This is a genomic window from Pantoea sp. YR525 (assembly GCF_900116775.1).
Taxonomy (GTDB): domain Bacteria; phylum Pseudomonadota; class Gammaproteobacteria; order Enterobacterales; family Enterobacteriaceae; genus Pantoea; species Pantoea symbiotica.
Genome location: NZ_FPBU01000002.1, coordinates 581692 through 608202 on the forward strand (window position 1 = coordinate 581692; position 26511 = coordinate 608202).

Below are 26511 nucleotides of genomic sequence, written 5' to 3' on the forward strand. Positions count from 1 at the left end.
ATTAAAGACTGCCAATATGAAACGTCTTCTGCTCTAAATACTCTTCGATACCGTAACGCGATCCTTCACGACCTAAGCCGGATAATTTAATTCCACCAAAGGGTGCCGCGTCTAATGAAATTGCACCGGTATTAAATCCGACCATACCAAATTCTAATGATTCTGCCACGCGCCATGCCCGGCGAATATTCTCGGTAAAGAAATAAGCCCCAAGTCCATAAGGCGTGTCATTCGCCATGCGGATTGCCTCTTCTTCCGTGTCGAAGATAAACAGCGGTGCTACCGGGCCGAAGGTTTCTTCATGTGCAATACGCATGCTGCTGGTGACGTTGCCCAATACCGTGGGCTCGACAAAGGTGCCGTTTGGCGCGCTGATGCCGCCGCGCAGCAAGGTCGCGCCCTGGCTGAGTGCATCGTCGATATGGCTGTTAACTTTTTCGACGGCGCGGTCGTTGATCATTGGCCCGATGGTGCTGTCCGGCGCAAATCCGTCACCGACTTTGAGCGCAGATACCGCTTCCAGCAAGCGTTCACTGAAGCGCTCATAGATGCTGCGCTGCACCAGAATGCGGTTGGCGCAGACGCAGGTTTGTCCGGCGTTGCGGAATTTACTCGCCATCACGCCGGGAATGGTCACGTCGAGATCGGCATCATCAAAGACAATCAAAGGCGCGTTGCCGCCCAGCTCCAGGCTCAGGCGCTTGATGCTGTCGGCGCTCTGCTGCATCAACAGCTGGCCGACGCGGGTGGAACCGGTGAAAGAAATTTTGCGCACCGTGCGGCTGGCGGTCAGCGTGCTGCCAATTTCGGTTGGCAAGCCGGTTAACACTTGCAACACGCCGCTGGGGAAACCGGCGCGTTCGGCTAACACCGCCAGCGCTAATGCCGACAGCGGCGTTAACTCCGACGGCTTAACGATAATCGGGCAACCTGCGGCCAGCGCGGGCGCGACTTTGCGGGTGATCATCGCAATCGGGAAGTTCCACGGCGTGATTGCAGCCGCCACGCCAACTGGCTGCTTGAGTACCAGAATGCGGCGATCGTCGCTCGGCGCGGGAATGGTGTCACCGTAAATACGACGCGCCTCTTCCGCGAACCATTTCACGAAGCTGGCGCCGTACAGCACTTCGCCTTTGGCTTCCGCCAGCGGTTTGCCCTGCTCGGCGGTCATGATGATCGCCAGATCGTCGGCATTATCGACAATCAGCTGATGCCATTTTTCCAGCAGCGCGGCGCGCGTGGCGTTGGGGGTTTTGCCCCAGCTGACGCGCACCGACTCAGCATAATCTATCGCCTGCTCGGTTTCCGCCGCACCCAATGCCGGAATGGTGGCAATCGGCTGCTGCGTGCCGGGATCGATCACCTCAAGCGTTGCGCCCTGATGCGCATCCTGCCAGCGACCGCCAAACAGCGCCTGCTGGCGCAGTAATTCCGTATCTTTCAGTTGAATTCGCGACATGACAATCCCCTGTATCTTCGTCATTTCACTGTAACGTGAGGCGACAGCGCAGGATGTTTTTCTGGCGCAGGGAATTTGTGTCGGTGTCTGTTTTGCGGCGGGAAAAGAAATTTTATGCTGTGTGGGGGAAGGTCGCCATAAATGGCGACCCTACGAAGGATCGGTACGGTTTTTTCCAACGAATCAAATCTGGAAATCGATGGCCGGTTCGTTTTCGGTTTCGTACGAGAGCGCCTGACGTTTGATCTCCTCCAGCGACAGATTGGCGTTACAGAGTTCGAGGAACTGCCAAACGTAATTGCGCTGCAACTGGCCACGCTTCAGGCCGAGCCATACGGTATTGGCATCGAACAGATGGTGCGTGTCGATTTTTACCAGGTCTTCCCCTTCGTAAATATCACACGCCTGATCGGCCAGAATTCCCACCCCAAGACCAAGTTCAACGTAGGTTTTCACCACGTCAGAATCCTGCGCGCTGAGCACGATATCCGGTCTGAGTCCTGCCGCCTGGAAAGCACGATCGACCCGCGAACGGCCGGTAATGCCCTGACGATAGGTGATCAGCGGATAACGACTGAGGCTGGCGAGCGTGACCGGCTGATGCTGCAACAGTTCATGATCATGCGGCACTAAAAGTGAGTGATGCCAGCTGAACCACGGAAATGCCGCGAGGCTGCTGTTATTCACTAACTGCTCGGAGGCGATGCCGATATCGGCTTCACCCGCCAGCAGCATGGCAACGATCTCCTGCGGCGATCCCTGATTCAGTTCGAGACGCACGTTGGGATAGAGCTGACGAAACGCTTTGATCACGCGCGGCAGACTGTAACGTGCCTGAGTGTGCGTGGTGGCGATAGTCAGCACGCCGCTGGTTTCATTGGTAAACACATCCGCTAAGCGGCGAACTTTGCCCGCTTCATCAAGGATGCGCTCAGCAATGGTCAACAGCGCCTTGCCCGGTTCGGTCATGCCTAAGAGTCGCTTGCCACGACGAATAAAAATTTCCACGCCCAGTTCATCTTCCAGATCGCGAATATGGCGGCTTACTCCTGATTGGGAGGTAAACAATGTATTCGCCACTTCGGTCAGGTTGAACTCGCAACGGGCTGCTTCACGTATAATTTTAAGTTGCTGGAAATTCACGCCCTTTTCTCCTGATTCCTGCCCCTGTTTCGTCCATGTTATGAAGTTGGCGTCATCGCAACAAATAATAAAAAACGGTGTGTTATGCGGAATAGTAATAAGGGAGGTTTTGATGGATGCCCTCACCCCAACCCTCTCCCGCAAGCGGGCGAGGGAGCTGACCGAGCAGCTGGATGGTAAGGTAGATAATTGTGCTACATGAGGGCTGGATCGGTCCCCTCTCCCGCAGGCGGGAGAGGGTTAGGGTGAGGGAAAAAGCACGTTTAACTCATCCCACCAGCATCAATTCACGATCCTCTACCGCCGGCTTATTCAGCAGCGACAGCAGAATATTCTTCACCGCCTGCGCCGATGGCGACAGCGGCAGACGCGCCGAGATGTTCAGCGACAGCGGCAGATTCAGCGATGGACTGTTAATTCGCGCCATCCACGCATGGGTTGAACTCACCAGCGCACGCGCCGCAGACTCTGGCAGCACCGTGACGCCCATGCCGCTGGAAACTGCCGCAGTCAGCGTGGAGATCGATTCGATTTCACCGATGATGCGCGCGCTCAGACGACGCAGCGAGAACGCTTCATCAACACGTTTACGCACCGCGCTGTAGTCGCGTGGCAGGAACAGGCTCATCTGCGCCACTTCCGCCAGATCGACAGTCGCACCCGGACACGCCGTTGCGCCCACCAGATAAAGCTCTTCTTTCATTAATGGAATGCTGTTGATGCCCGCTGTTGGCGCACGATCGTACAGCACCGCCATGTCCAACTGGCCGTTCATTACTTTTTCGTTCAGCGAGGTGCCGCTGTTTTCATGCAGATACACCAGCACATCCGGGAACTGCTCACGCACTGTTTGCAACAGCGGCATGGTGAGCGAGGATGCGGCGGTGCCCGGCGCTAAACCGATGGAAACCTGGCCGTTGAGTGCCTGGCCGGCGTTGATCACTGCCGTTTGCGCCTGTTCACACTGACGCAGAATGGTGCGAGCGTGGGCATACAGAATTTTACCGGCTTCAGTTGGCGTCACGCCGCGCTTGGTGCGGATCAGCAACTGCTGATCGAGTTCATTTTCCAGCGTAGCGACCTGCTGGCTAAGCGCAGGCTGCGCGATGTGCAGCACTTCTGCTGCCTGAGTCAGGCTGCCGATATCGACGATTTTTACAAAATACTTGAGTCGTCTTAAATTCATGTTGCCTCCGTCAATCCCCGAATACCCAGGTTGGGCGTCTCAGCCTGCTGGCTTGTGGAAATGAAGTTGCAATATGCAGGCCAGGTTTGTTTGCGACGCAAAATTGCATCGCCAGATTTTTCCTAAAGGCACGGAAAATAAGCGTTTGTGATTACCTCGAAGGAGTTAATAAGCGCGAGCGATGACGCAAAAAGAGTAAGAACTAAACGAATTGCACTGCAATGGGGCAGGAAATGCGAGTCAGGCGTGCAAAAAAGTGATGACCGGATGAGCTGGTTTGGTGCAGATAACGCAGAAAATGAGCAGAAATGGCTGGAATGAAACCAAACGAGCGTAAAAGAACGGGTTTAACCAGTTGGAAAACTTATGTGGGGGCGGTGCGCGTTGTCCCTCACCCTAACCCTCTCCCGCGCGCGGGAGAGGGAACCGATCCTGCACAATGTCGATACGCAAAATAATTCGCGCTGTAGCAAGGCGGCAAGAAAATTCAGCCCCGGGAGCATAGTTCACTATGTGACCGGGGTGAATTTTCGCAGCCAACGCTGCTACAGCGTGAAGTATGAAGCGTATCAGCGTTTTTTACGGTTGCGATGCATATCTATTGAAACTGCCGCCACGATGATGATGCCCTTAATGATGTCCTGCACATAAGCATCCACACCGACAAAGGTGAAGCCGCTCTTAATCAGGCCAAGAATCACCGCACCAATCAGCGTACCGGTAATGCGTCCAACGCCGCCCATCAGGCTGCTGCCGCCGATAACGGCTGCGGCGATGGCATCCAGTTCGTACGCCATACCCATGCTTGACTGGCCGCTACTGACACGTGCCGCCAGCACCACGCCCGCCAGGCCTGAGAGCGCACCGGCGATGGTGTAGACGATGATCAGATACTTATTAACGTTGATACCGGACACTTTGGCGGAGGTCATGTTGCCGCCAATCGCGTAGACATATTTACCGTAACGGGTATGTTTCAGCGCGATGTGGAACAGGAACGCCACCACCAGGAAGATAATCACCGGCATTGCGCCCTGGCCGATGGAGGTGAAGCCATCTGACAGGAAGCTGATTGGGTTACCCTGCGTGTAGTACTGCGCCAGACCGCGTGCCGACACCATCATGCCGAGCGTGGCGATGAATGGAGGAATACCGGTTTTGGTGATCAACACGCCGTTCATCACGCCGCACAGCAGCCCCACGCCAATCCCGGCAACAATCGGTATCACCGCAGGCAAGTTGACCAGCGACGGATACATCGGCGACAGGCTGTCTGAAGTTTGCGCCAGACTGGCCGCCACTACCGCGGTTAAAGCGATAACCGAACCGGATGACAGGTCGATACCGGTGGTAATAATGACCTGAGTCACGCCCACCGCGATGATACCGATGATCGCTACCTGCAGAATAATCAGTACTAAGCGGTTGGTGTTCATCAGGAAAGATTGATCACGTACGTACCAACCGGCAATTTCGAAAATCAGGGCAATGCCCACCATCACAACAAAAATCCCGGTGTCTTTTGGCAGCTTGTGACGCAAGTTGCTAAAGAAAGAACTCTGATCTGCGGCCTGCGGGGCCGTAATTTTTACGTTACTCATAGATGTCTCACGCCTCACTCGGATGCCAACGACAAAATGGATTCCTGATTGGCCTCTTCTTTATCGAGGATGCCGGTTATACGTCCGCCGTGCATAACCATCACGCGGTCGCTCATGCCGAGAATTTCTGGCAGCTCGGACGACACCATGATGATGGCCACGCCGCGATTCGCCAGTTCACTGATTAAGCGATAAATCTCTGCTTTTGCACCAACGTCGATACCGCGCGTTGGTTCGTCGAGAATCAGGATCTTCGGTTGCGCCAGCAGCCAGCGAGCAATCAGCACCTTCTGCTGGTTACCGCCGCTGAGGTTATTGATGATCTGATCCATGGTTGGGGTTTTGATGTTCAGTTTGCGAATCTGATCCATGCAGTCCTGCGCCATTTTGATGTGGCTGACAAAACCGCTTTTATGGGTGTAATCGGGCATGTTGACGATGCTCATGTTCTCCATCACCGACAACACCAGGAACAGCCCCGACTTTTTACGGTCTTCGGTCAGGAATGCCATGCCTTTCTCAATCGCCGTCGAAGGCGAATCGATCTTGACCGGCACGCCATCAATCAGGATTTCACCGCTGTCGAAACTCTCCATGCCGAACAAGCTTTCCATCACTTCGCTGCGTCCGGCACCCACCAATCCCGCCACGCCAAGGATTTCGCCTTTGCGCACCGAAAAGTTGATGTCGGTGAAGCGATCTTTGCAGGTCAGATTGCGCACCGTCAGCACATCTTCACCAATTTCACCGTTGAATTTCGGGAACAGCTGGGTCAGTTCACGGCCTACCATCTGCGTAATCAGTGACTGGCGGGTGTATTCACTGGTGTTGTTGCTGCCTACCCACGCACCGTCACGGAAAATGCTGATCTCATCGGTTATCGCAAAAATCTCATCCATCTTGTGGCTGATATAGATGATGGCTTTGCCCTGCTCGCGCAGGTCGCGGATGATGGTGAACAGATGCGCCACTTCGGTTTCCGTCAGTGCCGAGGTCGGTTCATCCATAATCACGATGTCCGAATTCCAGGAGACCGCTTTGGCGATTTCCACCATCTGCTGCGAGGCGATACTCAGCTCGCCCACCATACGATCGGCTTTCAGACGGATGTTCAGTCTGTTCAGCAGTTCCTGCGTCTGTTTGTTCAGCTTGCCGTGGTCAACAAAGCCGTACTTCATCGGTTCGCGACCGAGCCAAATGTTTTCGGCTACGGTCATGTAAGGCACCAGATTGAGTTCCTGGTGAATCATGGAGATGCCGGAACGCAGCGCATCCATGGTGTCCTGAAACTGCACTGGCTCCCCTTTAATGCGAATGGTGCCCTTATCGGGACGATACATCCCGATAAGGCATTTCATTAAAGTGGATTTGCCCGCGCCATTTTCACCCATCAGGGCATGTACCGACCCCGGTTTGATTCGCAGTGAGACATTGTCGAGTGCCTTCACTCCGGGGAAGAACTTGCTGATGCCTTCGGCTTCAAGCGCAAAAGCGGTCATACATCACCTCCGTACGGCTGAGTCGGTTACGGTTTATTTCTGGTTCTGACTGGCGAATTTTTCGTAGTTATCTTTGGTGATCAGCTGGAACGGGATATCGACCACTTTCTGCACTTTCTCGCCGTTAATCAGTTTGACCGCCGTTTGCACAGCGCCTTCACCCTGACCTTTCGCATCCTGGAATACGGTAGCGACCATCTTGTCGTTCTTGATCATCTGCAGTGCATCCGGTGTACCATCCACACCTGCGACCAGGATGTGATTCGGGTTTTTACCAAGCGCCTGCAGTGCACCAATCGCCATTTCATCGTTGTTGGAGGCGATTGCCTGAATGTCATCGCCCGCTGTCAGCCAGTTACTCACCACATCTACCGCATCGTTACGGGTAAATTTGGCCGTCTGTTTCTGCACGACTTTGATATCCGGGTATTTCGCGACCACCGCTTCCACACCTTTGGTGCGTTCACGCGTTGATTCGTTAGCCAGGTCGCCCAGCAGAATCGCCACGTTGCCTTTGCCGTTCATCTTTTTAGCCAGCGCTTCCATCTGCAGACGTCCCGCCAGCTCAGAATCGGAACCCACAAACGCCATTTTGTCTTTCAACTCGCCAGCCGGTTTACGGTTAACGAACACCAGCGGCACGCCGGCTTTCGCGGCGGCATCCACCAGCGGTTTCACGGCGTTGGTATCCACCGGGTTAACGATGATGGCGTCAACGCCCTGACCAATGAAGTTCTGTACCTGCTGCAGCTGCTGAGCCACGTCGCCTTTGGCGTCTTCAACCTGGCCCTTAATGTTGTCTTTTTGCATCTCTTTCTGCATCGCGGTGCGCAGAATGGTGAGGAAGTTGTCATCAAACAGCGCCATAGAAACGCCTACCTGAAGGTCTTTTGCCATCACTGCGGCAGGTAACATGCAAACTAACAGGGAAGTTAATAACGCTTTTTTGAATTTCATAGGGAACCCTTCTTTATCATTAACATGCTCAGGTTGGCTGATACTGCGAATGAAAAATATCTTTTACATTCACTCAACGTCACTGGCGCTTTTTTTGTGGTTGTAGAGGTAAGGCTTCTGATCTAACGCTATCGGTTTACAGCATCTATTTCTTGTAACTCATTCCTTATCAATCAGTTATTTTCAAAATGCCGTTTTAGATGAAGGAACTCGTTTCGCTGGTGATGATTAGCAGTTCATTTATTTCATCTAACTTGCATTTGAAACTTTCATCATAAAAGCACTGAAATGATTGTTTTAAAATCGGCAAATAACAAAACTTTGACATGCCTCTAACATCTCAAAGGAATTGGTTTTAAAGTGAGATCTTGCTGGCAGTTTAGAATCTGATCATTCAAGGCAGAAAAGCAGCATTCCGCTGCTTTTACGCGCACTTAAACCAGAAGTGTGCAGTAGAGCTTTGACAACGGGGATCGGCATCGCTAATATGCGCCTCGTTCACACGATTCCTCTGTAGTTCAGTCGGTAGAACGGCGGACTGTTAATCCGTATGTCACTGGTTCGAGTCCAGTCAGAGGAGCCAAATTCAAAAAGCCCGCTCAGGGAAACCTGAGCGGGCTTTTGTGTTTTTGCGGTTTTGCGGTTTTGCCAGGTCGCCATAAATGGCGCCCCTACAATGTTCCGGTGCATTTCGTAGGGTCGCCATTTATGGCGACCAGCAGGATTCTTACACTACGAATTCGAAATGCGAACCATCAGGCAACTCGATATCCAGACGCAATTTTCCCCCCGCCGCTTCGATGTAACGCTTGAGCGTTGAAAGCTTAAGATCGCGTCCCGGCTTTTCCATACCAGCAACAGTCGGTTGTTTGATGTTGAGCGCCTGTGCCATTTCCACCTGAGTTTTCTGCACTTTCTCACGCAGTTCTGCAAGGTGGATGTTAAGCAGCATCTCTTCTGCCATCGCTTGTGCGTTAGCAACGACTTCAGGCTTCTCATCAGCAAGAATCTGTTCCAGCGTTCTCCCCATCGCGTTACTCCTTTTCATCTCTTATTCTCTAAGTACTCGGTAAATTCACGATCGGCCAGCGGGATCATCTCGGCATAAAAGCGCTTTTCATTTCCCACCTTACTGCCTGCACAAAGCACAATTCCTGTTCGCCAAGGGTCGAAGGCGAAAAATGCCCGTATTGGATCGCCTTTACTCTGCACACGCAGCTCTTTCATATTGCTGAAACGTGATCCTTTGATCGAATCGGCATAAGGCCTGCATAATCCCGGCCCTTTCTGGCGTAAAACGATCAATCCTGCCAGCACACAAGTTCGATCTGTGTCATCAAGCGACATCAACCAGCTATCAAATCGCTCCGTGGTTTCAATCTGCCACACACTAACCTCTATTAATATAGGTCTAAAGCTATATAGGTGTAAAGCGATAATCGGAGTGTGCCGGGAAGGTATAAAATTGGAATTTGCTAAAATGCATATGACTTTTAGCTGGCTTAATTAATATGGGCGGAATTAACTTTGTTATAAAAATGCAAATTATGGTTAAAAGCAGATGTTCGAGGAAATAATTTGGTTAGTCATATAGTTAAATGTATGGAATATTAATTAAAAAAATTGATGAGCATTACCTTGACGCTAATATTCAACGTTCACTTTTATGATCTAGAACTTGAGGTTTTATTTAATTCTCGCCCTCCTCAATATCAAATATATTATTTACTGATAACCTTAAGCAATATAAATCAAAAAAGCCCTTGAAAAAATCAATTTCATTGCTTATTAATTAATATTATATGAAACTCAAAATGCCTTATAAAAAATAGTAGCAGAAAATTCATAAAAAAATTTAATACAAATTTATAATGCATAATTTATAAAATATGTTTTCGCAAGAAAATTATATCCATCCACCTTAACTAGGTATCATTAGATATTTAATAACTCAGCCCGCAGTCTATCTTTAAAATCGTCTAAATAAGCTTTTGCTAAACTACTGAATGGCGCATGAGGCATTGTAAGATTTCGCATCTCAGTTAATATCTTTTCCTGAAGAAGTTTGATACTTTTTATTGCATTAATTACGTCAGGGAAGTTATTTAACTCTGAATTATTGAGATTTTGAATTATAGTCCCTAACTCGACAACTACCTCCTCTAAAAACCTCATTCTATTAATTAATGAAATTCTTTCTTGAACTAACTTAATTCTGTTTAATCCATAAACTTGAATTGAGATCGCACCTCTTATACTAATATTTCTTTCTAACCGCTCTTGACCCAACATAGCGTAATCATGATTATTTTCATCAACATCATGAATCATTTGAGGTATAATCAATCCGACTGCGTTATCATTTTTAATGCAATATGTTATGTGCTCCGAAGGATTATCTCGTGTCGGGTCCAGCAGTAAAGGTTTTTCTTGTGAGAAATTTTTGTTTTCGGCTAAACTTCTTACACCTAATATTGGAAAAGAATCTTTCTTTCCTGTCTGCATGTTTTGATGAAGTTGTCTCATATTATTGACCACAACTGGTATTATTTGCTTTCTACGTCGATTGCAGTCAATACAACTTGGTAGTAAATTTTCCCAATCCATAGCAACCCACCAATATCCTGGGTGCTGATGCTCACCCTCAACAGCACCTTTAGGTCTGTAATGCTCAACATCCACCGGTGCTTGGCTAGCATAAAAAGATTCACAATAAGCGCATTTACCATGGAATAATTCTTCGAGCCTTTTCTTTACATCATCAGATTTATAGACTGAAAATTTAAATGACTCTCTTTTTTCATTGGGTTTTAACGGCTTCGTCATGTGAGCCCTAACCCTTTCAAGTTCTGTTGTTCCATCTTTCTTTGTTGACATGAGTGAAGGTGGTGGGGGTTTATTCCCTCTTTTTACAGAACGCATTTCAATATCCCTCTAATGCCTTAATTATTGAACGGCGAGTTTCTTCTTCAAGAATGTGTAAACCGGTTTTACTTTCATGTTTACGACGCTGCAAATATTCTGCAACTGCTTTCTGAACTATTCTTTCTACTTCGGTTGAGCCAAGAGGTAATGAAGAGCTCACTTGCTGTTCAAGCTCTTTTAGCGCTTCTTCTTCTACAGGTTTTAAAACAATACCACTTGCTTTTTTAGCCAAAAGGTCAGCTAAATGAGCTAGTTTAGCTTCTGCCCCACTTGAGTCTGTACTGAACATACTGAATAAATCAGATGTCAATAACTGTTCAATAGTAAGATTTTCAATATTAGGTAGCTGATCAATTAATTCAACCATTATAGGAATTTCATTATTTTTGTTTTTTGAAATTCTAATTCTATTAAATACAACCACTTCGTTTTCATACATTCCCCTTAAACACAAGGGGTCATGAGTTGTAGCGATGAAGTATGCATTTGGAAATGTTTGCCTTAAGGCGGTCATTATTTGCATCTTCCAGCGAGGATGAAGGTGCGCCTCAATTTCATCAATCAATATTATAGCTTTAGCTTTATCAAACTCAACTGTCCCACTCCGGCATTGTCCTGCAAGTAATCCTTTTAGTACATCGCAAACCATTGCCAGCACTGACCTGAAACCTGAAGATACAACAGATAATGGTGTCTTTACTTCCGTAATATTATTATAGTCACCAACTTTAGTGACCATAAGACAGCGATTATTTTCTTTGTCACGAATTAAAACATCAAAGTCTTCATCCACTGATAGTATTTTCCTTAGAGCTCTTACAACCATCAAAAATTCATTATCTGGAAGACTGAGTAACCATACTTCAGGATTTACCAAAACACGATCAGAATAAAATAGCGTCCCAATATTACCTAATGAATTCTTTAATCTATTATTAGCTCCATACTGTCTGAAGGCACCATAGGCAAAGAGTGGTGGTATCGCATCGATTTCACCAGTAACTTTCAACTTAAAATCATTCTCAATTTGTAATTCTAGAATTGCTGAATTAGTGAATTCAACGATGACTGAAGCTGATTTTGGACTATAACCATTTGTACTACCCATTAATTCAGGTGAAAGAACAAATGTTAATGGTGATTTGCCTAGCTGGCTACGTTGTATCTCTCCACATAGTGCTAATGCAATAGCCTCAAGAATAGAACTCTTCCCTGATGAATTTTCACCTAATATTAGTAAAGCTGCAGCTTCATCTTGATAGTTATATACATTATCTGCGAGCCTAACTTTAGGCATTTTCAACTTAATGCTTTGTAATGACTTAAAGTTTTTAAGTTCAAAGAATGATGGTGTTATATATTCTATGCGTGAGACGGGCGTGCTACTTTTCATTTCTTTTTTAAGTATTTGCTTGTTTTTTAATTCATTAATGGATTCATTAAGCACCTTAATTCCAATGGGGGTTTTATAAACATCTTGTAATATACAATAAAGTTTACTTTTAGCTTTTAACAGTTTTTTATCGAGTTTTATTTCTATAACTTTAATAAGTCGCTTAAGTAACAAAAACCATGTACCACCAAACTCTATAGTTTTAAATTCAAAAAGAGGTGACTCGATTTCTCTAACAAGATTAGATAACAATATATTCATATAATTATCGTATGCTTTACCTCTCTCTTCAATCAAATACTGACTATTTAAATTAAAGAGTTTTATTGTTATCTCTGCGCGACGCGTTAGTGCTAAGATTTCACCGGAATAGTCGACAGAAAAATGCATGCCGAAATTTTTAACTTCGCAGGGATTCAATAATAATGCTCTATCCATATGCTTCCCTCGCCACAGTCCAAAATTTTCATTGGCGAAATTTTTTACATCTTCTACCGAAGGGAGTTCCCCACGGTTTTTACCTGAAACTGGGAATGTATTTCGAGAATTAGCATTACACTGTGAGCATACTGAGTAATAATTACCCCAGTCAGTTCTGAGCCAAATATAATAAACATGAGAAAAGTCAGACTTCAATAATGGCATTGCGCCATCAGTTGGTCTAAAAAGGTGTATGGATAGCGGATTTTTACTCTCGCAAAATGCACACTTAGAATGAAAAAGCTTATTCAACGCTAATTGTATCGATTCATCATTTATTCTAAATCGCGTTGGAGGTACTGATGTTTGAGCTTTTCTATCATCAGAAAGGCTCATGAACTCAACTAGATCACTACGTTCAGCTCTTGCTTCTTGACTTTGGAATGGGAGTGGTGGTGCAACATCGTTTCTGTTATGAAATAGCATTAGTTACACTCCTGTAACTACAATTGATTTATATTTGCATTTTACCTTTATAGCATGATAGATATGTCATAAACAATAATTAATTTAATTGGGGTTAAGGATGAAACATCAAGTAGGAACTCTGGATGCGGTACCCTCAAAAAGACTTTTCCTATCAATAATAGCTGATTACGATCTTAATAAATCCATATGTGAATTGATTGATAATAGTTTCGACGTTTGGACGCGAAATGGCAGAAGAAACAGCATCGAAATTAATATTACCCTAAACAAAGAACAGGGTGTTATTAGTGTTGAAGATAACGCGGGTGGCCTTTCACAAAATGAACTGAAATACATCGTTAGCCCTGGTCATACTGGTTCCTCTTCAACAGATCAAACTATTGGAATTTTTGGTGTGGGTACAAAAAGAGCAGTTGTAGCTTTGGCTAGCGATATCCAAATTCAAACCCGGTACAAAAAAGAACAAACGTATCAAGTCGAATTTGATGACAATTGGCTTGATGATGAAGAGTGGATTCTACCTCTATTTACAGTTGGAGATATTGATTTTGGTTCAACACGTGTAGAACTGAAGAAATTGAGAATTATTATCACCGATGATCTAATTGAGAAGCTGCATAACCATTTAAGAAAAACTTATGGAAAACTGCTAACCATAAATAATGTTTACTTGAAGTTAAATGATAAGATCATTGACCCCGAGTTTTTTGATAATTGGTCATACCCTCCGAACTATGAACCCAGAAGATATCATGGAATATTAACTACAGATAAAAAAAGAAATATTGATGTTGAAGTTATTGCAGGCCTAAGTAATGAGTCTAGTCCTGGTGCAGGAGAGTACGGTGTTTATTTTTATTGTAATGACCGTTTAGTAGCCCCAGCAATGAAAAGTTTTGATGTGGGGTTTACAAAAGGCCAAGCAGGACTACCCCATCCAAAATTATCTTTAACAAAAGTAATTGTTTCAATGCAGGGCGATGCATCAGAAATGCCATGGAATAGTAGTAAATCTGACATTAATGTCAAACATCATGTTTTCATAGCACTGCATGATTGGCTTGTTCAAGTCGTTAAAGAATATGCAACATTATCAAGGCTTTGGATGGGGGAATGGCCAGACAAAGTCTTTTCTCATGATAAAGGGAGTATTATTGATGTTCCCATTGAAAATTTTATAAATGTAAAAAAATCTTTTCTGCCCGACCCACCTAAATCAAGAATGAGATTGGCAGAAAAGATTGCAAAGAAGAATGAAAGATTATCAATTCGCAAGCCATGGACGAAAGGATTGTATGAAGGGGTTGTAGCCTCTGTTACTTTATCAAAACAACCTTTATCGCAAGCAAATTGGTTAGCATATAGTTTATTAGGAATAACATTGAAATCAGCCCTTAAAGAGTTTGTTGTTAATGAGATTAATTGCAACTTATCAGACCAAGATATCAAGAAATTATTGAATTTTAAAAATGGAAAGTTACCAGAAAAAATAAAAGAGCTAATAACATTACCGGACTTACTTTGGGGTAGGGTTGAGAATATTTTGCACAGGCAAGAGAATTTACTCTATAGCCGAACCACACCCTCTGTTAGTCCAAATGAGTTCATTGAAGCAAAAGAAGTAACAAGTGAAATATTAAAAAAACTCTTTAAATTAGACACAAAGGATTAACTTAAAATTAATTTCAATAATGTATTACTTGAAGGCATATTAGCATGGATTACAGGACCGCTATTTATGCCTTCCATTATATTATATTTATTTTTCTGTTAACTCAGCCAGCTCCAGGCTGCTGCGGAAATCGTTGCCGACATAATCCGTATCAATCAGCTGGCGGCGACGCAGTTCTGGCAACAAGCCGTTGAGCAGCAAATCCTGTTGACCGGGCTGACCGAGTCCATGCAGTGAAATCACATCCAGCACGCCAGCGCGATAGCGCTGTTCAATGGCATCGGCCAGGGTTTCTGGCGTACCGGCGACAAACCAGTGGCCGGTCTCTTCAGCTTTGATGATCAGCTGACGCAAGGTTAATCCTTCCAGCGCATAGCCACGGAAAATGGCAGCACGCCCCTGACGACGATGCACCTGCGCCAGCTCGGGAATAAACGCGGCGGGCAGCGGTTGGCCCAGTGGCAAATCGCGCAGATCCACCTCGCCGCCCAGCATATCAGCCACGCGTAATCTGCCCTGCTCATAGTTAATGCGTTCATGCTTATCGCGTAGACGGCGCGCCACATCGGCGTCGCTGTCGCCAATGATGGCGTGGAACGAGTTCATGATCAGCGGCGGATTATGTTCGCGGCCGAAACGTCGCGCCCGCTGCTGCACATCAGCCACGAAGGTTTGCGCCGCCTCAAACGTGGGCTGCGAGGTGTAAATCACTTCGGCATAACGTGCGCCGAGCGTTACGCCCGCCTCAGATTGTCCCGCCTGAAACTGCACCGGACGGCGCTGTGGCGGCGGCGGAACGTTAAGCGGCCCCGCCACCTGGAAATAGTCACCGCGATAGTTAATCGGATGCAGTTTAGTGTGGTCGAGTTTAATGCCACCGCTGGCGGTGCGCTGCACTGCTGCCCGTTCGTTGGCGTCATACAGCGCATTCATCACTTCGATAAATTCAGTGGCGCGCGCGTAGCGCTCTTGCGGTGGCGGCAGCTGGCTTTCACCGAAGTTCTCTTCGCCAACCGATGAGGTCACCGCATTCCAGCCCGCGCGACCGCCGCTGATGTGATCGAGCGTGCCAACCTGACGCGCCAGATTATACGGATGCAGCCAGCTGGTGCTGACGGTGGCGATCAAGCCGATATGCGAGGTCACCTGGCTCAATGCCGCCAGCGCAATCAGCGGATCTTGCGTGCCGGTGGTGCCAGCTAATCCGGCCGGATCGGCCTGCAGCAAATCGGCAGTGAACAGCCCGGTAATCTTTTCGCGCTCGGCAATCTTCGCCAGTTCGATGGCGCGCGTGATGCCCACGCCCGGCTGGCTATCATTGGCGGCGGAAATCACGCTGCTGGCGCCGACCAGCGTTTTGAGTTTTCTGCGATAGGTTTGCGACACATCACTCTCCTTTATAGTTGTCGCGCGAAATCCGCTTTGACATGGTTTAAGGCGTCCGCATCGGTCAGCAGACGTAAGCCGGTGCGCGCCAGCACGCGCGCGCCAATCAGCAGCGCCTGATAACCACGCTCAGAGTTGGCCGCTTCACGGAATGGCACGGTGTGGAAAATCAGATCGTCGGGGCCGATTTTCAGCCACGGATGCGCCGTCGGCACCGCATGGCTGATGTCGCCGGCATCGGTGGAAACTTTGTTCTTCTGCGGCGACAGATCGACGGTTTCGCCCGCAGCCGTGAATTCTTCCAGCAGCAAGGCATCCAGCGCTGAGTTCAGTTTGAAATCGCGTGGGCCAATTTGATGATCAATCTCGACGCGTGCGCCGGTCGCCAGCGCCACGCCTTCAGCAATGGCACGCAGACGCGGTTCAAGGGATTCCACCACTCCGCGGCTGTCCGCGCGGATGTAGTAATGCGCCGAGGCGTATTCCGGGATCACGTTCGGGGCCTGGCCGCCGTTGGTGATAATGCCGTGCACGCGCACGCCATCCGGCAGTTGCTGCCGCAGCACGCTGATACCGTTGTAGAGCAGCACCAGCGCATCCAGCGCGTTGATACCTTCATGTGGCGCGCTGGCGGCGTGCGACGGCTTGCCATAGAAGTGGAAATAGAGATGATTATTGGCCAGCGTGGATTCGGTCAGCCGGGTTTTGCCCGCTGGATGCACCATCAAGGCCACGTCAACATCCTTGAGTAATCCGGCTTCGACAAAGCGCTTTTTCACATTGCCTTTCGGGCCGCCCGGTCCGGCTAATCCGCCCTCTTCTGCTGGCGTGCCTAGCACCACCACGCGTCCACCGGTTTGATCCAGCACCTGCGCCAGCGTGATGGCAGCCGCCACGCTGGTGGTGCCAATCAGGTTGTGACCGCAGGCGTGGCCGATGCCGATCAGCGCATCATATTCTGCGAGAAAAGCGATGGTTGGGCCCGGTTTGTCGCTGGCCTTGACCGCGTAGAACGCCGTTTCATGGCCGGCGACGTTGCGCGTGACGGCAAAACCCTGCGCCGTGAGTAGCTGGGTGAGCTGCTCGCTGGCGAAATATTCGTTGTTGCCGGTTTCGGGGTTTTGAAATATCGCCTGCGATACCTTGAGGTAAGTGGCGCTGTGTTGTTCGAGGTTGTTTTCCAGCGTGAGCTGAAGCGGATTCAGCGACATGAGCATTTTCCTTGTTGCGTTTAGGTCGCCATAAATGGCGACCCTACAAAGGCCACCACCGTTCACATGGCCACGGCAAATCAATGACGTTTATCGATGTGCTGCACCAACCGGTCGCCGACCCACTGAATGCCGCACACCAGCACAATCAGCACCGCAATCACCGCGATCATCACTGAGGTTTCAAAGCGCTGATAGCCGTAACGGATCGCCAGATCGCCGAGGCCACCTGCGCCAATTGCGCCGGCCATCGCCGAAGCGCCAATCAGCGCCACCAGCGTGACAACAAAACCAGACAGAATGCCGGGCAGCGCTTCCGGGATCAGCACATCCCAGACAATGCGCAGCTTGCTGGCGCCCATGGCGCGCACTGCATCAATCAATCCGCGATCGACATCGCGCAGCGACACTTCCGCCACGCGCGCGAAGTACGGCGTTGCGGTGATCGACAGCGGCACAATCGCTGCCCAGGTACCGAGCGAGGTGCCGACCAGAAAACGGGTAAAGGGAATCAGCGCCACCAGCAGAATGATGAACGGCAGCGAGCGGAAGCTGTTGATGATCAAGCCCAGCACGCGATTAACGCCGCGATGTTCGGCGATGCCGCCGGGGCTGGTCATCACCAAAATCAGGCCGAGCGGCAAGCCCGCCACCAGCGAAAACAGACCGGAAATCACCGTCATTAATACCGTTTCGCCTAACGCATTAAGTAAAAGATCAATCATCACTGGCGACATAACCCACCAACTCCACTTGAGCCTGCTGCGCGTGCAGCCAGCTGAGAATCTGTTGCTCGTCGGCCGCGTTGGCCGCCGGGAGCGCAATAAAGAAACGCACCACCGCGTAGTGCTGGATGTGATCGATGCCGCCCTGCAGCAGGCGGAACTTGCCCGGCAGCGCGCCGGCAAAGCGGGTGAGCAGATCGCCCTGCGCATCGTCACCGGCAAAGTGCACGCTGTAGATGGCATCGCCCTGCTTCTCATCGCTGAGGCGCGCGGCAATATTTTCCGGCAGCTGCGGCAGCAAACCGCGCAGCAGCGTGCGCGTCAATTGCGACCTGGGATGCGCAAACACCTGCCAGACCGGACCTTGTTCAATGATTTCACCGGCATCAATCACCGCCACGCGATGGGCGACAGATTTGATCACTTCCATCTCATGAGTGATCAGCAGAATGGTGATACCGAGTTTTTGATTCAGAGATTTGAGCAGCGCCAGAATCGAGCGCGTGGTTTCCGGATCGAGCGCCGATGTGGCTTCGTCGCACAGCAGCAGCGCCGGGCTGGCCGCCAGCGCGCGGGCAATGCCGACGCGCTGTTTTTGGCCGCCGGATAACGCCGCCGGATAGCTTTGCGCTTTGTCCGCCAACCCCACCAGCTCCAGCAATTCCGCCACGCGCTGCTGGCGCTGCGCTTTATCCATGCCGGCGATTTTCAGCGGCAGCGCCACGTTCTGCGCCACCGTTTTGGCCGATAACAGATTGAAGTGCTGAAACACCATGCCAACGCGACTGCGCACCGTTTGCAGCTGTTTTTCCGTCAGGCCGGTAATGTTGCGGCCTTCGATTTCGATGACGCCTTCATCGGGTTGTTCCAGGCCGTTGAGACAGCGGATCAGCGTGGATTTCCCCGCGCCGCTGCGTCCAATCAGGCCAAGAATTTCGCCTTTCTGCACCGTCAACGAGATATCGCGCAGCGCCTGGGTTGGTCCAAAGCGACGTGACACGCCTTGCAGGCGCACCACGCTGCCGCTGTCGCGAAACTTCACCTGCGCCTCGTCATGAGTGCTTTCCGCCACGCCGCGTTTCACGGCGGTAAAGGGCGTTTCGGCTGCTGAGAATAGCGTCATCTTTTTCGTTCCTTACCAGGCCGTTTCGCCCGTGCCTTTGTAGACTTTGTCAAACACGGTCTTCACGGCATCGTTCTGATAAGAAGCCACCAGCGTTTTCACCCACGGCGCGCTGACATTCTCTTTCTTCACCGCAATAAAGTTGTTGTACGGGTTATCTTTTACCGGCTCCTGCGCAATGCGATCTTCTGTGGTTAGGCCACTTTTCAGCGCCCAATCGGTGTTGACCACGGCGGCATCCAGATCCGGAACGGAACGGCCGATGATGCCGGAATCCAGCTCTTTGATTTTCAGATGATGCGGATTCGAAGTGATATCGGCGGTAGTGGCCGCAATGCCGACGCCCGGCTTCAGTTTGATCAGACCTTGTTGCTCGAGTAGCACCAGACCGCGCGCTTCGTTAGAGGGATCGTTGGGCACGCCAATCACCGCGCCCTCTTTCAGCGCTTTGGCGCTTTTCACTTTCTTCGAATAGAGACCAATCGGCCACACGGCGGTATCGCCGACGCGTACGATGTCGTAGTGATTCACCTTGATTTGGTTATTGAGGAACGGCTGATGCTGGAAGGCGTTGGCATCCACTTCGCCGTTTTGCAGCGCTTCGTTCGGCTGGTTGTAATCATTGAAGATCACGGTTTTCACCGTTAAGCCTTTTGCCGCCGCCTGTTTGATCACTTCGCGCCAGACATCTTCATCTTCGCCGCTGATGATGCCGACTTTTACCGAGGTTTTATCCGCTGCGTGCGCGATGGACAACGGCGACAGCGCCGCGCTGGCCAGCAGCAAAGCACCAGCACTTAACAAGAATTTATTTTTTACTGAGACAAAACGTGTGTGCATAAAGTGTTTCCCGATCGTTATAATTGCGCGAGTCAAAATAAGCTGTCGTGACGACAGATGACCGCAGTATACGCAGTTGCTTATTCCCGCATTATGATTTATTCAGGAAAGCTATTCCTGAAAAGCATAAAGCCGCGCGCCGCTCGCATCGCCACAAGCGAGAAAATGGCTGTGTTATCCTTCCCCTTTTGATGGACTTGTTACTGAGCGCTATGTCGGACACCACAATTAAACGAAAAAATGACCCTGAAGGGCTGAAGAAACGCATCCTTGCCGGTGCGCTGAAAATGTTCGCCGAGTTCGGCATGCAGGGTGCGCGGCTGGAGCAGATTGCTGAACACGCGCAAACCACCAAACGCATGGTGGTGTACCACTTCAGCAATAAAGAGCAGCTGTATATTGAGGTGCTGGAACAGGTGTATCAGGCGATTCGTGAGCACGAAACTGGGCTTAATCTCGCCGAGATGGAGCCGGAACTGGCAATGACCAAACTGGTGGAAGCCAGCTTCGATTACCACGTTTCCCACCCGGATTTTATGCGGCTGGTGTGTACCGAAAACCTGCTGCGCGGGCGCTACATCATGCAATCCGAACGCATCAAGGCACTCAACAAAAGTGCACTCGATTTGCTGGATGACATTCTGACGCGCGGCCAACAGCAAGGGCTGTTTATTGATGGGCTGGATACCGTCGATGTACACCGCTTGCTCAGCAGTATTTGTGTGCACCACGTCTCCAATCGTTACACCTTCCACACGCTGTTCACGCCAAACGATAGCGAAGAGGACAGCATCCGCCGTAATCGCCAGTTAGCCGTCACCGCCACGCTGCGTTACGTGCGCAAAGCCCCGTAGGCTGCGGCTGTGCGCTGATGGTCTACGCTTTAAATCCTGGGACCGTCACAGACCTCAATTTAAGGAACGCCGTAGTGAACAAAGACCCCCACCTTTATCCCTTACGCCATACGCACAATACTGACCAGGACAGCGCACTGTGGAACTGGGCGCAAAACACGGTGGTTGGTCAGCGTAGTCAGTTACAACAGCCGCAAACGGAAGCGGAGTTACAACAACTGCTGCGCAGCGCTAGCGGCAAAGTGCGCGTGCTGGGCAGCCGCTTGTCGCCGGGCCGCATGCTGGGCGTGAATGAGGAGGATTTGCTGCTGGACCTCAGCGCGTTCAACGGCGTGATTGCGCAAGACGCCGACAGCGTCACCTTTGCCGCCGGCACGCCACTGGAACAGGTTTACAGCACCTTAACCGGGATGGATCGCATGCTGGCCTCGTCGCCGGGCGTGATTGCAGTGCAAACGCTGGCGGGCGCGATGGCCACTGGCACGCACGGCCAGGGTTTAGCACAAAGCTCAATCGCCGATGAAGCGTTGCGCATCCGCATGGTGTTGGCCGACGGCAGCGTGCGTGAACTTGTGCGCGGTGAGCCCGATTTCGCCGCCGCGCAAGTTTCGCTCGGCACTTTAGGCATTGTTACCGCCGTGACGCTGCGCACCCGCCCTTTCCGCCTGTTTACCTGCCACAAGTTTGCCGTCTCCGCCGATACGCTGGAAAAGGATCTGGTTGAGTGGAATCAGCAGTATGAGATGAGCAAAGCCTGGTGGTTTGTCGATGACAACCTGATGCACGTATGGAACGCGCACGAGGCCAGCGACGAAGAGGCTGAAGCCTGGCATGCCAATCAGCGTGAAGTGATTGAGCATGGCGATGACACCGACAGCAGCCTGAATGACACCATCGATCAGACGCTGGCGCAGATGCATCGTGATACGCAGATTCACGGCAAAGGCGGCAAGCAGTTTCGCACCGTGACGCGCTTCCGCGATTTCACCGATATCAGCGGCGATATCTATCAGCTGTTTTGTCGCGGTATTGCCGTGCCGCAGATCAACGTTGAGATCGGCGTGCCGCTGGAGAAAACGCCGCAGATTATCAGCAAAATCAAAGCGTGGTATGCCGAGAATCATCCGCATATGCACTATCCGATCATTCTGCGTTGCACCGGCGCGTCTGAAGCCTGGCTCAGTCCGGCGTATCAGCACGCTACTTGCTTCTTCGGCTTCGTGGTCTATTACGCCGATGACGGTTCGCTATCGCAGGATGGCCTGCATTTTCTTACCGAAGTTGAGAAGCTGCTGGCAGCCGAAGGCGGACGTCCGCACTGGGGCAAATATTACGACCCGCAGCGCTATCAGTGGCGCGATATCTATCCGCAGTGGGACGCTTTCCGCGCGGTGCGCAACCAGCTCGATCCACAACGCCGTTTTAGCAATGACTATGTCACTGCTTTGTTTGATTAAGTTTGAGGGGGAGAAACCATGTTTGCATGGGTAACGCTGTTAACGCAGCCGGACTATTTTATTGGCGTGAAGGCGCTGCACCGCTCGCTGAAGCGCAGTGAAACCCGCTGGCCGCTGATTGTGATGGTCACTGACGCCATCGATCTGGAGACGCGTGAAGCCTTGCAGGCGCTGGGCTGCGTAATCCATCCGGTGGATCCGCTGATGCCAAATGCCGAACTGGAGCAGCATTACGCTTCGGCGCAGTTCGGTGAAGTGTGGAGCAAACTGCGCGCGTGGGAGCTGGTTGACTGCGAGCGCGTGGTATTTCTCGATGCCGATATGCTGGTGCTGCGCAATATGGATGAGCTGTTCACGCTCGACCTGGGCAAGCATGCGCTGGCAGCGTGTCACGCCTGTCGCTGCAATCCCAACAAGATCGCCAGCTATCCGGCCAGCTGGCAGCCGGAGAATTGCCATTATACCTGGCAGGATCGCGGCGAACCGGCACCCTCCACGCTTGATCGCTATCTGAACGGCGGTTTCCTGGTGCTGAAGCCGGATCTGGCGGTGTTCGAGTGGCTGCAGGAGAAAGTGGCGGGCATTACCGATTTGCGTCGCTATCCGTTCTCCGAGCAGGATTTACTCAATGAAGTGTTCGAAGATCGTTGGTTACCGCTTTCGTATAAATACAATGCGCTGAAAACCTTGCCGTTCCAGCACAGTAAGATGTGGCGCGAAGATGAGGTGAAGAACCTGCACTTCATTCTGGCGAAACCGTGGAAACGCGATTTGAATCAGCCCGAGTCTGAACGTGACCGTTATTACGCGCTGGATAAGCTGTGGTGGGAGTTGGCGGCGGATTGAATTTGATTTTTTAACATGCGTATCAGGTCGCCATAAATGGCGACCCTACGAAATCTTAGACTTAACGCCAACCCAACTCCGGTGCAACGTGGGTCAAAATGCTCTCAATCACGTGCGCACAATAATCCACGCCTAACTGGTTCGGAATGGTCAGCAGCAGCGTATCCGCTTCAGCAATCCCTTCATCCTGCGCCAGCTGTTTGATCAACTGATCCGGCTCAGCGGCGTAGCTGCGACCAAAGATAGCGCGGGTTTTCTCGTCGAGGAAACCTACCGAATCCTGATCCTGTCCACTGCGACCAAAGTAGGCGCGGTCGGTGTCGTTGGTCAGCGCAAAGATGCTGCGGCTCACCGAAACACGCGGCGTACGCTGATGGCCCGCTGCTTCCCACGCCTGACGATAAGCACGAATCTGCTTCGCCTGCTGTACGTGGAATGGCTCGCCGGTTTCATCATCTTTCAGGGTTGAGCTTTGCAGGTTCATGCCCTGCTGCGCTGCCCAGATGGATGTTGCATTGGAACCCGATCCCCACCAGATACGCTCACGCAAACCGGCCGAGAACGGCTCAAGTCGCAGCAAGCCCGGCGGATTCGGGAACATCGGCTGCGGATTCGGTTTCGCAAAACCTTCACCGCGCAGCACTTCCAGCAGTTCCTCGGTATGACGACGGCCCATATCGGCATCGCTTTCACCATTCTGCGGATCAAAGCCAAAGTAACGATAGCCTTCGATAACCTGCTCCGGCGAGCCACGGCTCAGGCCGAGCTGCAGACGACCGTTAGAAATCAGATCCGCCGCACCGGCATCTTCCGCCATATACAGCGGGTTTTCGTAACGCATATCAATCACGCCGGTACCAATTTCGATCTTTTTGGTACGCGCACCGACCGCCGCCAGCAGCGGGAACGGCGAACTCAACTGACGCGCAAAGTGGTGCACGCGGAAGTAGGCGCCATCGGCACCCAACTCTTCAGCCGCGACCGCTAAATCAATCGATTGCAGCAGGACGTCCTGCGCCGAACGGGTGGCGGATTGTGATGATGGGGTCCAGTGACCAAAGGATAAGAAGCCAATCTTTTTCATGCTGAAATTCTCCTCGTGAGCCACGCAGGCTCGAACGTTTTCAATGCAGCAAGGTTACGCCACAGACGAGGTGACTGATAGCCAATAGATTTCGCGCGCTTCATCAACTTTTTTGCATAAGTAAGAAAAAGAGATTCTTTGTGTTCATCACGGTGATCAATCATCGTCAGAGGCCTAATCTCTGTTCACAGGTTCAGCTTCTCCATGAGTAAAGGGACATCCGCCTATCTCAGCGCGCAACAGCGCGAGGTGGTGCATCAACTGGCGCGCAGCTGGCTGTGGCGCAGCGAATTGCCAACGTGGCTATTGATGGTGGCGGTGTACGGCGGCTGGTTCGCCAGCGTTGTCTATTGGCAAACGCTGGGATTAACCTTGAGCACGCTGCTGTTGATCCTGTTTACCACCTGGTATATGTCGCTGCAGCATGAGTTGATTCACGGTCACCCGACACGTTTTCCCCGGCTCAACCAGCTGTTCGGCACGCTGCCGCTGGCGGTGTGGTATCCGTATGGTTTATATCGCGATTCGCATCTGGCGCATCATCGCAATCACACGCTGACCGATCCCGATGAAGATCCGGAAACCTACTACCTTTCACCGGCGCGCTGGGCGCAACTCAAGCCGTGGCAGCAGCAGGTAATTCATCTGCGTAATACTTTTCCCGGCCGCTTACTGATCGGCCCGCTGCTGGATATGGGCGCGACCGTCAAAACCTTGCTGAATGCCTTTATCCAGCGCGATACACCGGCGATGGCGATGTGGACTATTCATCTCAGCTTGCTGAGCGGGCTGTTTTACTGGATGACGCTGCACGGTTTATCGCCGCTGTGGTTCGTGCTGACGGTGAGTTATCCGGCGCTGATGCTGACCAAAGTACGATCCTTCTACGAGCATCGCGCTGAAGAAGAACCGCTGGCGCGCTCAGTCAATAACGAAGCCGCGCTGCCGTGGCGCTTGCTGTTCCTCAATCTCAACTATCATTCTGTACATCACGATCTGCCCGGTTTGCCGTGGTACGGATTACGCAAAGTCTATTTGCTGTATCGCGATGGCTATCATCAGCGTAATCACGGTTTTCGCGTCGCCGGTTATGGCGAGTGGATAACCCGCTTCTGGCGCAAATCGGTCGAGGTTAATGCCCATCCGGGTACGCAAAAGGATGCACAGGATGCCCACTCTTTCGTTACCGATGTACGACATCAATCATCAGGCAACTATCGGCCTGACCTCAGCGCTAACGACGCTGCTGCAACAACGCGGCGTGCCAGCTGAGGTTAGCTGGCCGCAGGATTTACTACCGCACTGGCGCGATGAGCAATTGCTGCTGGGCCAAACCTGCTGTTATCCGCTGGTGGAACTGCTGCCCGATGTGCAGCTGGTCGGCACCTTTCACTCCAGCGCGCAGGGCTGCGACGGCAAGCGCTATCGCAGCTGGCTGGTGGCACGCCGCGAAGATGAGAACCTGACGCTCAGCGATTTTCGTGGACGGCGCGCGGTGTGCAACAGCAACGATTCGCACTCCGGCTTCAACTCGCTGCGCTACGTGATTGCCCCGCTGGCGCAGAACGGAAAATTCTTCAGCGACACCCGTTTTAGCGGCAGCCATCGTCAGTCGCTGGCGGCGTTGCGTGCCGGCGATGCGGATATCGCGGCGATTGATTGCATCACCTGGGCGCTGCTGCGCCGCAATTATCCAGAGGAGTTGGCCGGACTGGAGATCATCGGCGAAACGCCGCTGTGCGCCGCGCTGCCGCTGATTACGTCGGCCAAAACCGATGCGGAAACCCTTGAAAAACTGCGCGGTGCGTTGAGCGAGCTGACCAGCGATACGCGTTATCAGGATCTGCTGGCGGAGAGTTTGATCAGCGGGTTCAGCGTGAGCGAACGGGCGTTTTATGACGAAGTGCGGGAGTGGAAAGATCGCGCCGCCGCGCTGGGCGTGACGGCGTTGTAAACACCTGTTTATCCATTGGAACGGTCACCATAAATGGCGACCCTACGGGAAATGTGCGGGATTTTGTAGGGTCGCCATTTATGGCGACCTTGCCAACATTAAGCTACATCAGGCGTTTATGACGAAGTGCGGGAGTGGAAAGATCGCGCCGCCGCGCTGGGCGTGACGGCGTTGTAAACACCTGTTTATCCATTGGAACGGTCACCATAAATGGCGACCCTACGGGAAATGTGCGGGATTTTGTAGGGTCGCCATTTATGGCGACCTTGCCAACATTAAGCTACATC

General features: G+C 51.0%; 22 protein-coding genes and 1 tRNA gene. 7 read left to right on the forward strand and 16 right to left on the reverse strand.

Features of this window, described 5'->3' with window-relative positions; genetic code table 11:
- Position 1: 1 nt before the first annotated feature.
- The 6 genes from BM323_RS06210 to BM323_RS06240 form a co-directional block, all read right to left on the reverse strand.
- Complete coding sequence (locus BM323_RS06210; RefSeq protein WP_008109355.1) at positions 2-1459, reverse strand: NAD-dependent succinate-semialdehyde dehydrogenase; 1458 nt, start codon at positions 1457-1459, stop codon at positions 2-4.
- A gap of 183 nt (positions 1460-1642) precedes the next feature.
- Positions 1643-2602, reverse strand: a complete 960-nt coding sequence (gene cbl, locus BM323_RS06215; RefSeq protein ID WP_008109354.1) for an HTH-type transcriptional regulator Cbl — start codon at positions 2600-2602, stop codon at positions 1643-1645.
- A 268-nt stretch (positions 2603-2870) separates the two neighbouring features.
- On the reverse strand, positions 2871-3788 hold the full coding sequence (gene nac / locus BM323_RS06220; protein WP_008109351.1) for a nitrogen assimilation transcriptional regulator NAC: 918 nt from the start codon (positions 3786-3788) through the stop codon (positions 2871-2873).
- A gap of 569 nt (positions 3789-4357) precedes the next feature.
- Positions 4358-5389 (reverse strand): ABC transporter permease, encoded by a 1032-nt coding sequence (locus BM323_RS06230; protein WP_091003268.1) that lies wholly within the window; start codon positions 5387-5389, stop codon positions 4358-4360.
- 14 nt (positions 5390-5403) lie between these two features.
- Positions 5404-6888 (reverse strand): sugar ABC transporter ATP-binding protein, encoded by a 1485-nt coding sequence (locus BM323_RS06235; protein WP_008104783.1) that lies wholly within the window; start codon positions 6886-6888, stop codon positions 5404-5406.
- 33 nt (positions 6889-6921) lie between these two features.
- A complete protein-coding gene (locus BM323_RS06240; protein ID WP_008104782.1) occupies positions 6922-7845 on the reverse strand; it encodes a sugar ABC transporter substrate-binding protein in 924 nt (307 codons plus the stop codon).
- A gap of 507 nt (positions 7846-8352) precedes the next feature.
- On the opposite strand from BM323_RS06240, the gene BM323_RS06245 reads away from it, so the two are divergent.
- Positions 8353-8428: transfer RNA gene (locus BM323_RS06245), tRNA-Asn, on the forward strand.
- Positions 8429-8572: 144 nt separating this feature from the next.
- On the opposite strand, the gene BM323_RS06250 is transcribed toward BM323_RS06245, so the two are convergent.
- The 4 genes from BM323_RS06250 to BM323_RS06270 form a co-directional block, all read right to left on the reverse strand.
- Complete coding sequence (locus BM323_RS06250; RefSeq protein ID WP_008104780.1) at positions 8573-8875, reverse strand: helix-turn-helix domain-containing protein; 303 nt, start codon at positions 8873-8875, stop codon at positions 8573-8575.
- A gap of 14 nt (positions 8876-8889) precedes the next feature.
- On the reverse strand, positions 8890-9234 hold the full coding sequence (locus BM323_RS06255; protein WP_008104778.1) for a type II toxin-antitoxin system RelE/ParE family toxin: 345 nt from the start codon (positions 9232-9234) through the stop codon (positions 8890-8892).
- Positions 9235-9780: 546 nt separating this feature from the next.
- Positions 9781-10767, reverse strand: a complete 987-nt coding sequence (locus BM323_RS24250; RefSeq protein WP_139221399.1) for an HNH endonuclease family protein — start codon at positions 10765-10767, stop codon at positions 9781-9783.
- A gap of 1 nt (position 10768) precedes the next feature.
- Complete coding sequence (locus tag BM323_RS06270; RefSeq protein ID WP_008104774.1) at positions 10769-13069, reverse strand: AAA family ATPase; 2301 nt, start codon at positions 13067-13069, stop codon at positions 10769-10771.
- A gap of 100 nt (positions 13070-13169) precedes the next feature.
- Here BM323_RS06270 and BM323_RS06275 point away from each other — a divergent pair, with 100 nt between their 5' ends.
- Positions 13170-14744 carry an ATP-binding protein gene (locus BM323_RS06275; protein WP_091003262.1) on the forward strand — a complete coding sequence of 525 codons (1575 nt, stop codon included), beginning with the start codon at positions 13170-13172 and terminating at the stop codon, positions 14742-14744.
- 87 nt (positions 14745-14831) lie between these two features.
- Here the strand turns inward: BM323_RS06275 and BM323_RS06280 are convergent, their stop codons facing one another.
- The 5 genes from BM323_RS06280 to BM323_RS06300 form a co-directional block, all read right to left on the reverse strand.
- The gene (locus BM323_RS06280; RefSeq protein WP_008104770.1) at positions 14832-16130 is read right to left on the reverse strand and encodes an NtaA/DmoA family FMN-dependent monooxygenase; all 1299 of its coding nucleotides are present in this window, start codon (positions 16128-16130) and stop codon (positions 14832-14834) included.
- 11 nt (positions 16131-16141) lie between these two features.
- On the reverse strand, positions 16142-17341 hold the full coding sequence (locus tag BM323_RS06285; RefSeq protein ID WP_008104769.1) for a M20 family metallopeptidase: 1200 nt from the start codon (positions 17339-17341) through the stop codon (positions 16142-16144).
- A gap of 80 nt (positions 17342-17421) precedes the next feature.
- Positions 17422-18078, reverse strand: coding sequence for a methionine ABC transporter permease (locus tag BM323_RS06290; RefSeq protein WP_008104768.1), 657 nt, complete (start codon positions 18076-18078; stop codon positions 17422-17424).
- On the reverse strand, positions 18059-19189 hold the full coding sequence (locus BM323_RS06295) for a methionine ABC transporter ATP-binding protein (protein WP_008104767.1): 1131 nt from the start codon (positions 19187-19189) through the stop codon (positions 18059-18061). The genes BM323_RS06290 and BM323_RS06295 overlap by 20 nt, the downstream gene beginning before the upstream one ends.
- 12 nt (positions 19190-19201) lie before the next feature.
- Positions 19202-20029: a MetQ/NlpA family ABC transporter substrate-binding protein gene (locus BM323_RS06300; RefSeq protein WP_008104766.1), complete on the reverse strand. Its 828-nt coding sequence runs from the start codon at positions 20027-20029 to the stop codon at positions 19202-19204.
- 212 nt (positions 20030-20241) lie between these two features.
- Here BM323_RS06300 and BM323_RS06305 point away from each other — a divergent pair, with 212 nt between their 5' ends.
- The 3 genes from BM323_RS06305 to BM323_RS06315 all read left to right on the forward strand — a co-directional run bounded on the left by BM323_RS06305 (position 20242) and on the right by BM323_RS06315 (position 23186).
- Entirely contained in the window at positions 20242-20883 is a 642-nt protein-coding gene (locus BM323_RS06305; RefSeq protein WP_036648441.1) for a TetR/AcrR family transcriptional regulator, read from the forward strand.
- Between the two features lie 74 nt (positions 20884-20957).
- The gene (locus BM323_RS06310; RefSeq protein WP_091003258.1) at positions 20958-22340 is read left to right on the forward strand and encodes a D-arabinono-1,4-lactone oxidase; all 1383 of its coding nucleotides are present in this window, start codon (positions 20958-20960) and stop codon (positions 22338-22340) included.
- Between the two features lie 18 nt (positions 22341-22358).
- On the forward strand, positions 22359-23186 hold the full coding sequence (locus tag BM323_RS06315; protein ID WP_008104763.1) for a glycosyltransferase family 8 protein: 828 nt from the start codon (positions 22359-22361) through the stop codon (positions 23184-23186).
- 61 nt (positions 23187-23247) lie between these two features.
- On the opposite strand, the gene BM323_RS06320 is transcribed toward BM323_RS06315, so the two are convergent.
- Positions 23248-24270, reverse strand: coding sequence for an LLM class flavin-dependent oxidoreductase (locus tag BM323_RS06320; RefSeq protein WP_008104762.1), 1023 nt, complete (start codon positions 24268-24270; stop codon positions 23248-23250).
- 204 nt (positions 24271-24474) lie between these two features.
- Between BM323_RS06320 and BM323_RS06325 the strand changes: the two genes are divergently transcribed.
- Positions 24475-25542, forward strand: a complete 1068-nt coding sequence (locus tag BM323_RS06325; RefSeq protein WP_008104761.1) for a fatty acid desaturase — start codon at positions 24475-24477, stop codon at positions 25540-25542.
- The gene (locus tag BM323_RS06330) at positions 25439-26224 is read left to right on the forward strand and encodes a phosphate/phosphite/phosphonate ABC transporter substrate-binding protein (protein WP_371515156.1); all 786 of its coding nucleotides are present in this window, start codon (positions 25439-25441) and stop codon (positions 26222-26224) included. The genes BM323_RS06325 and BM323_RS06330 overlap by 104 nt, the downstream gene beginning before the upstream one ends.
- Positions 26225-26511 lie beyond the last annotated feature (287 nt).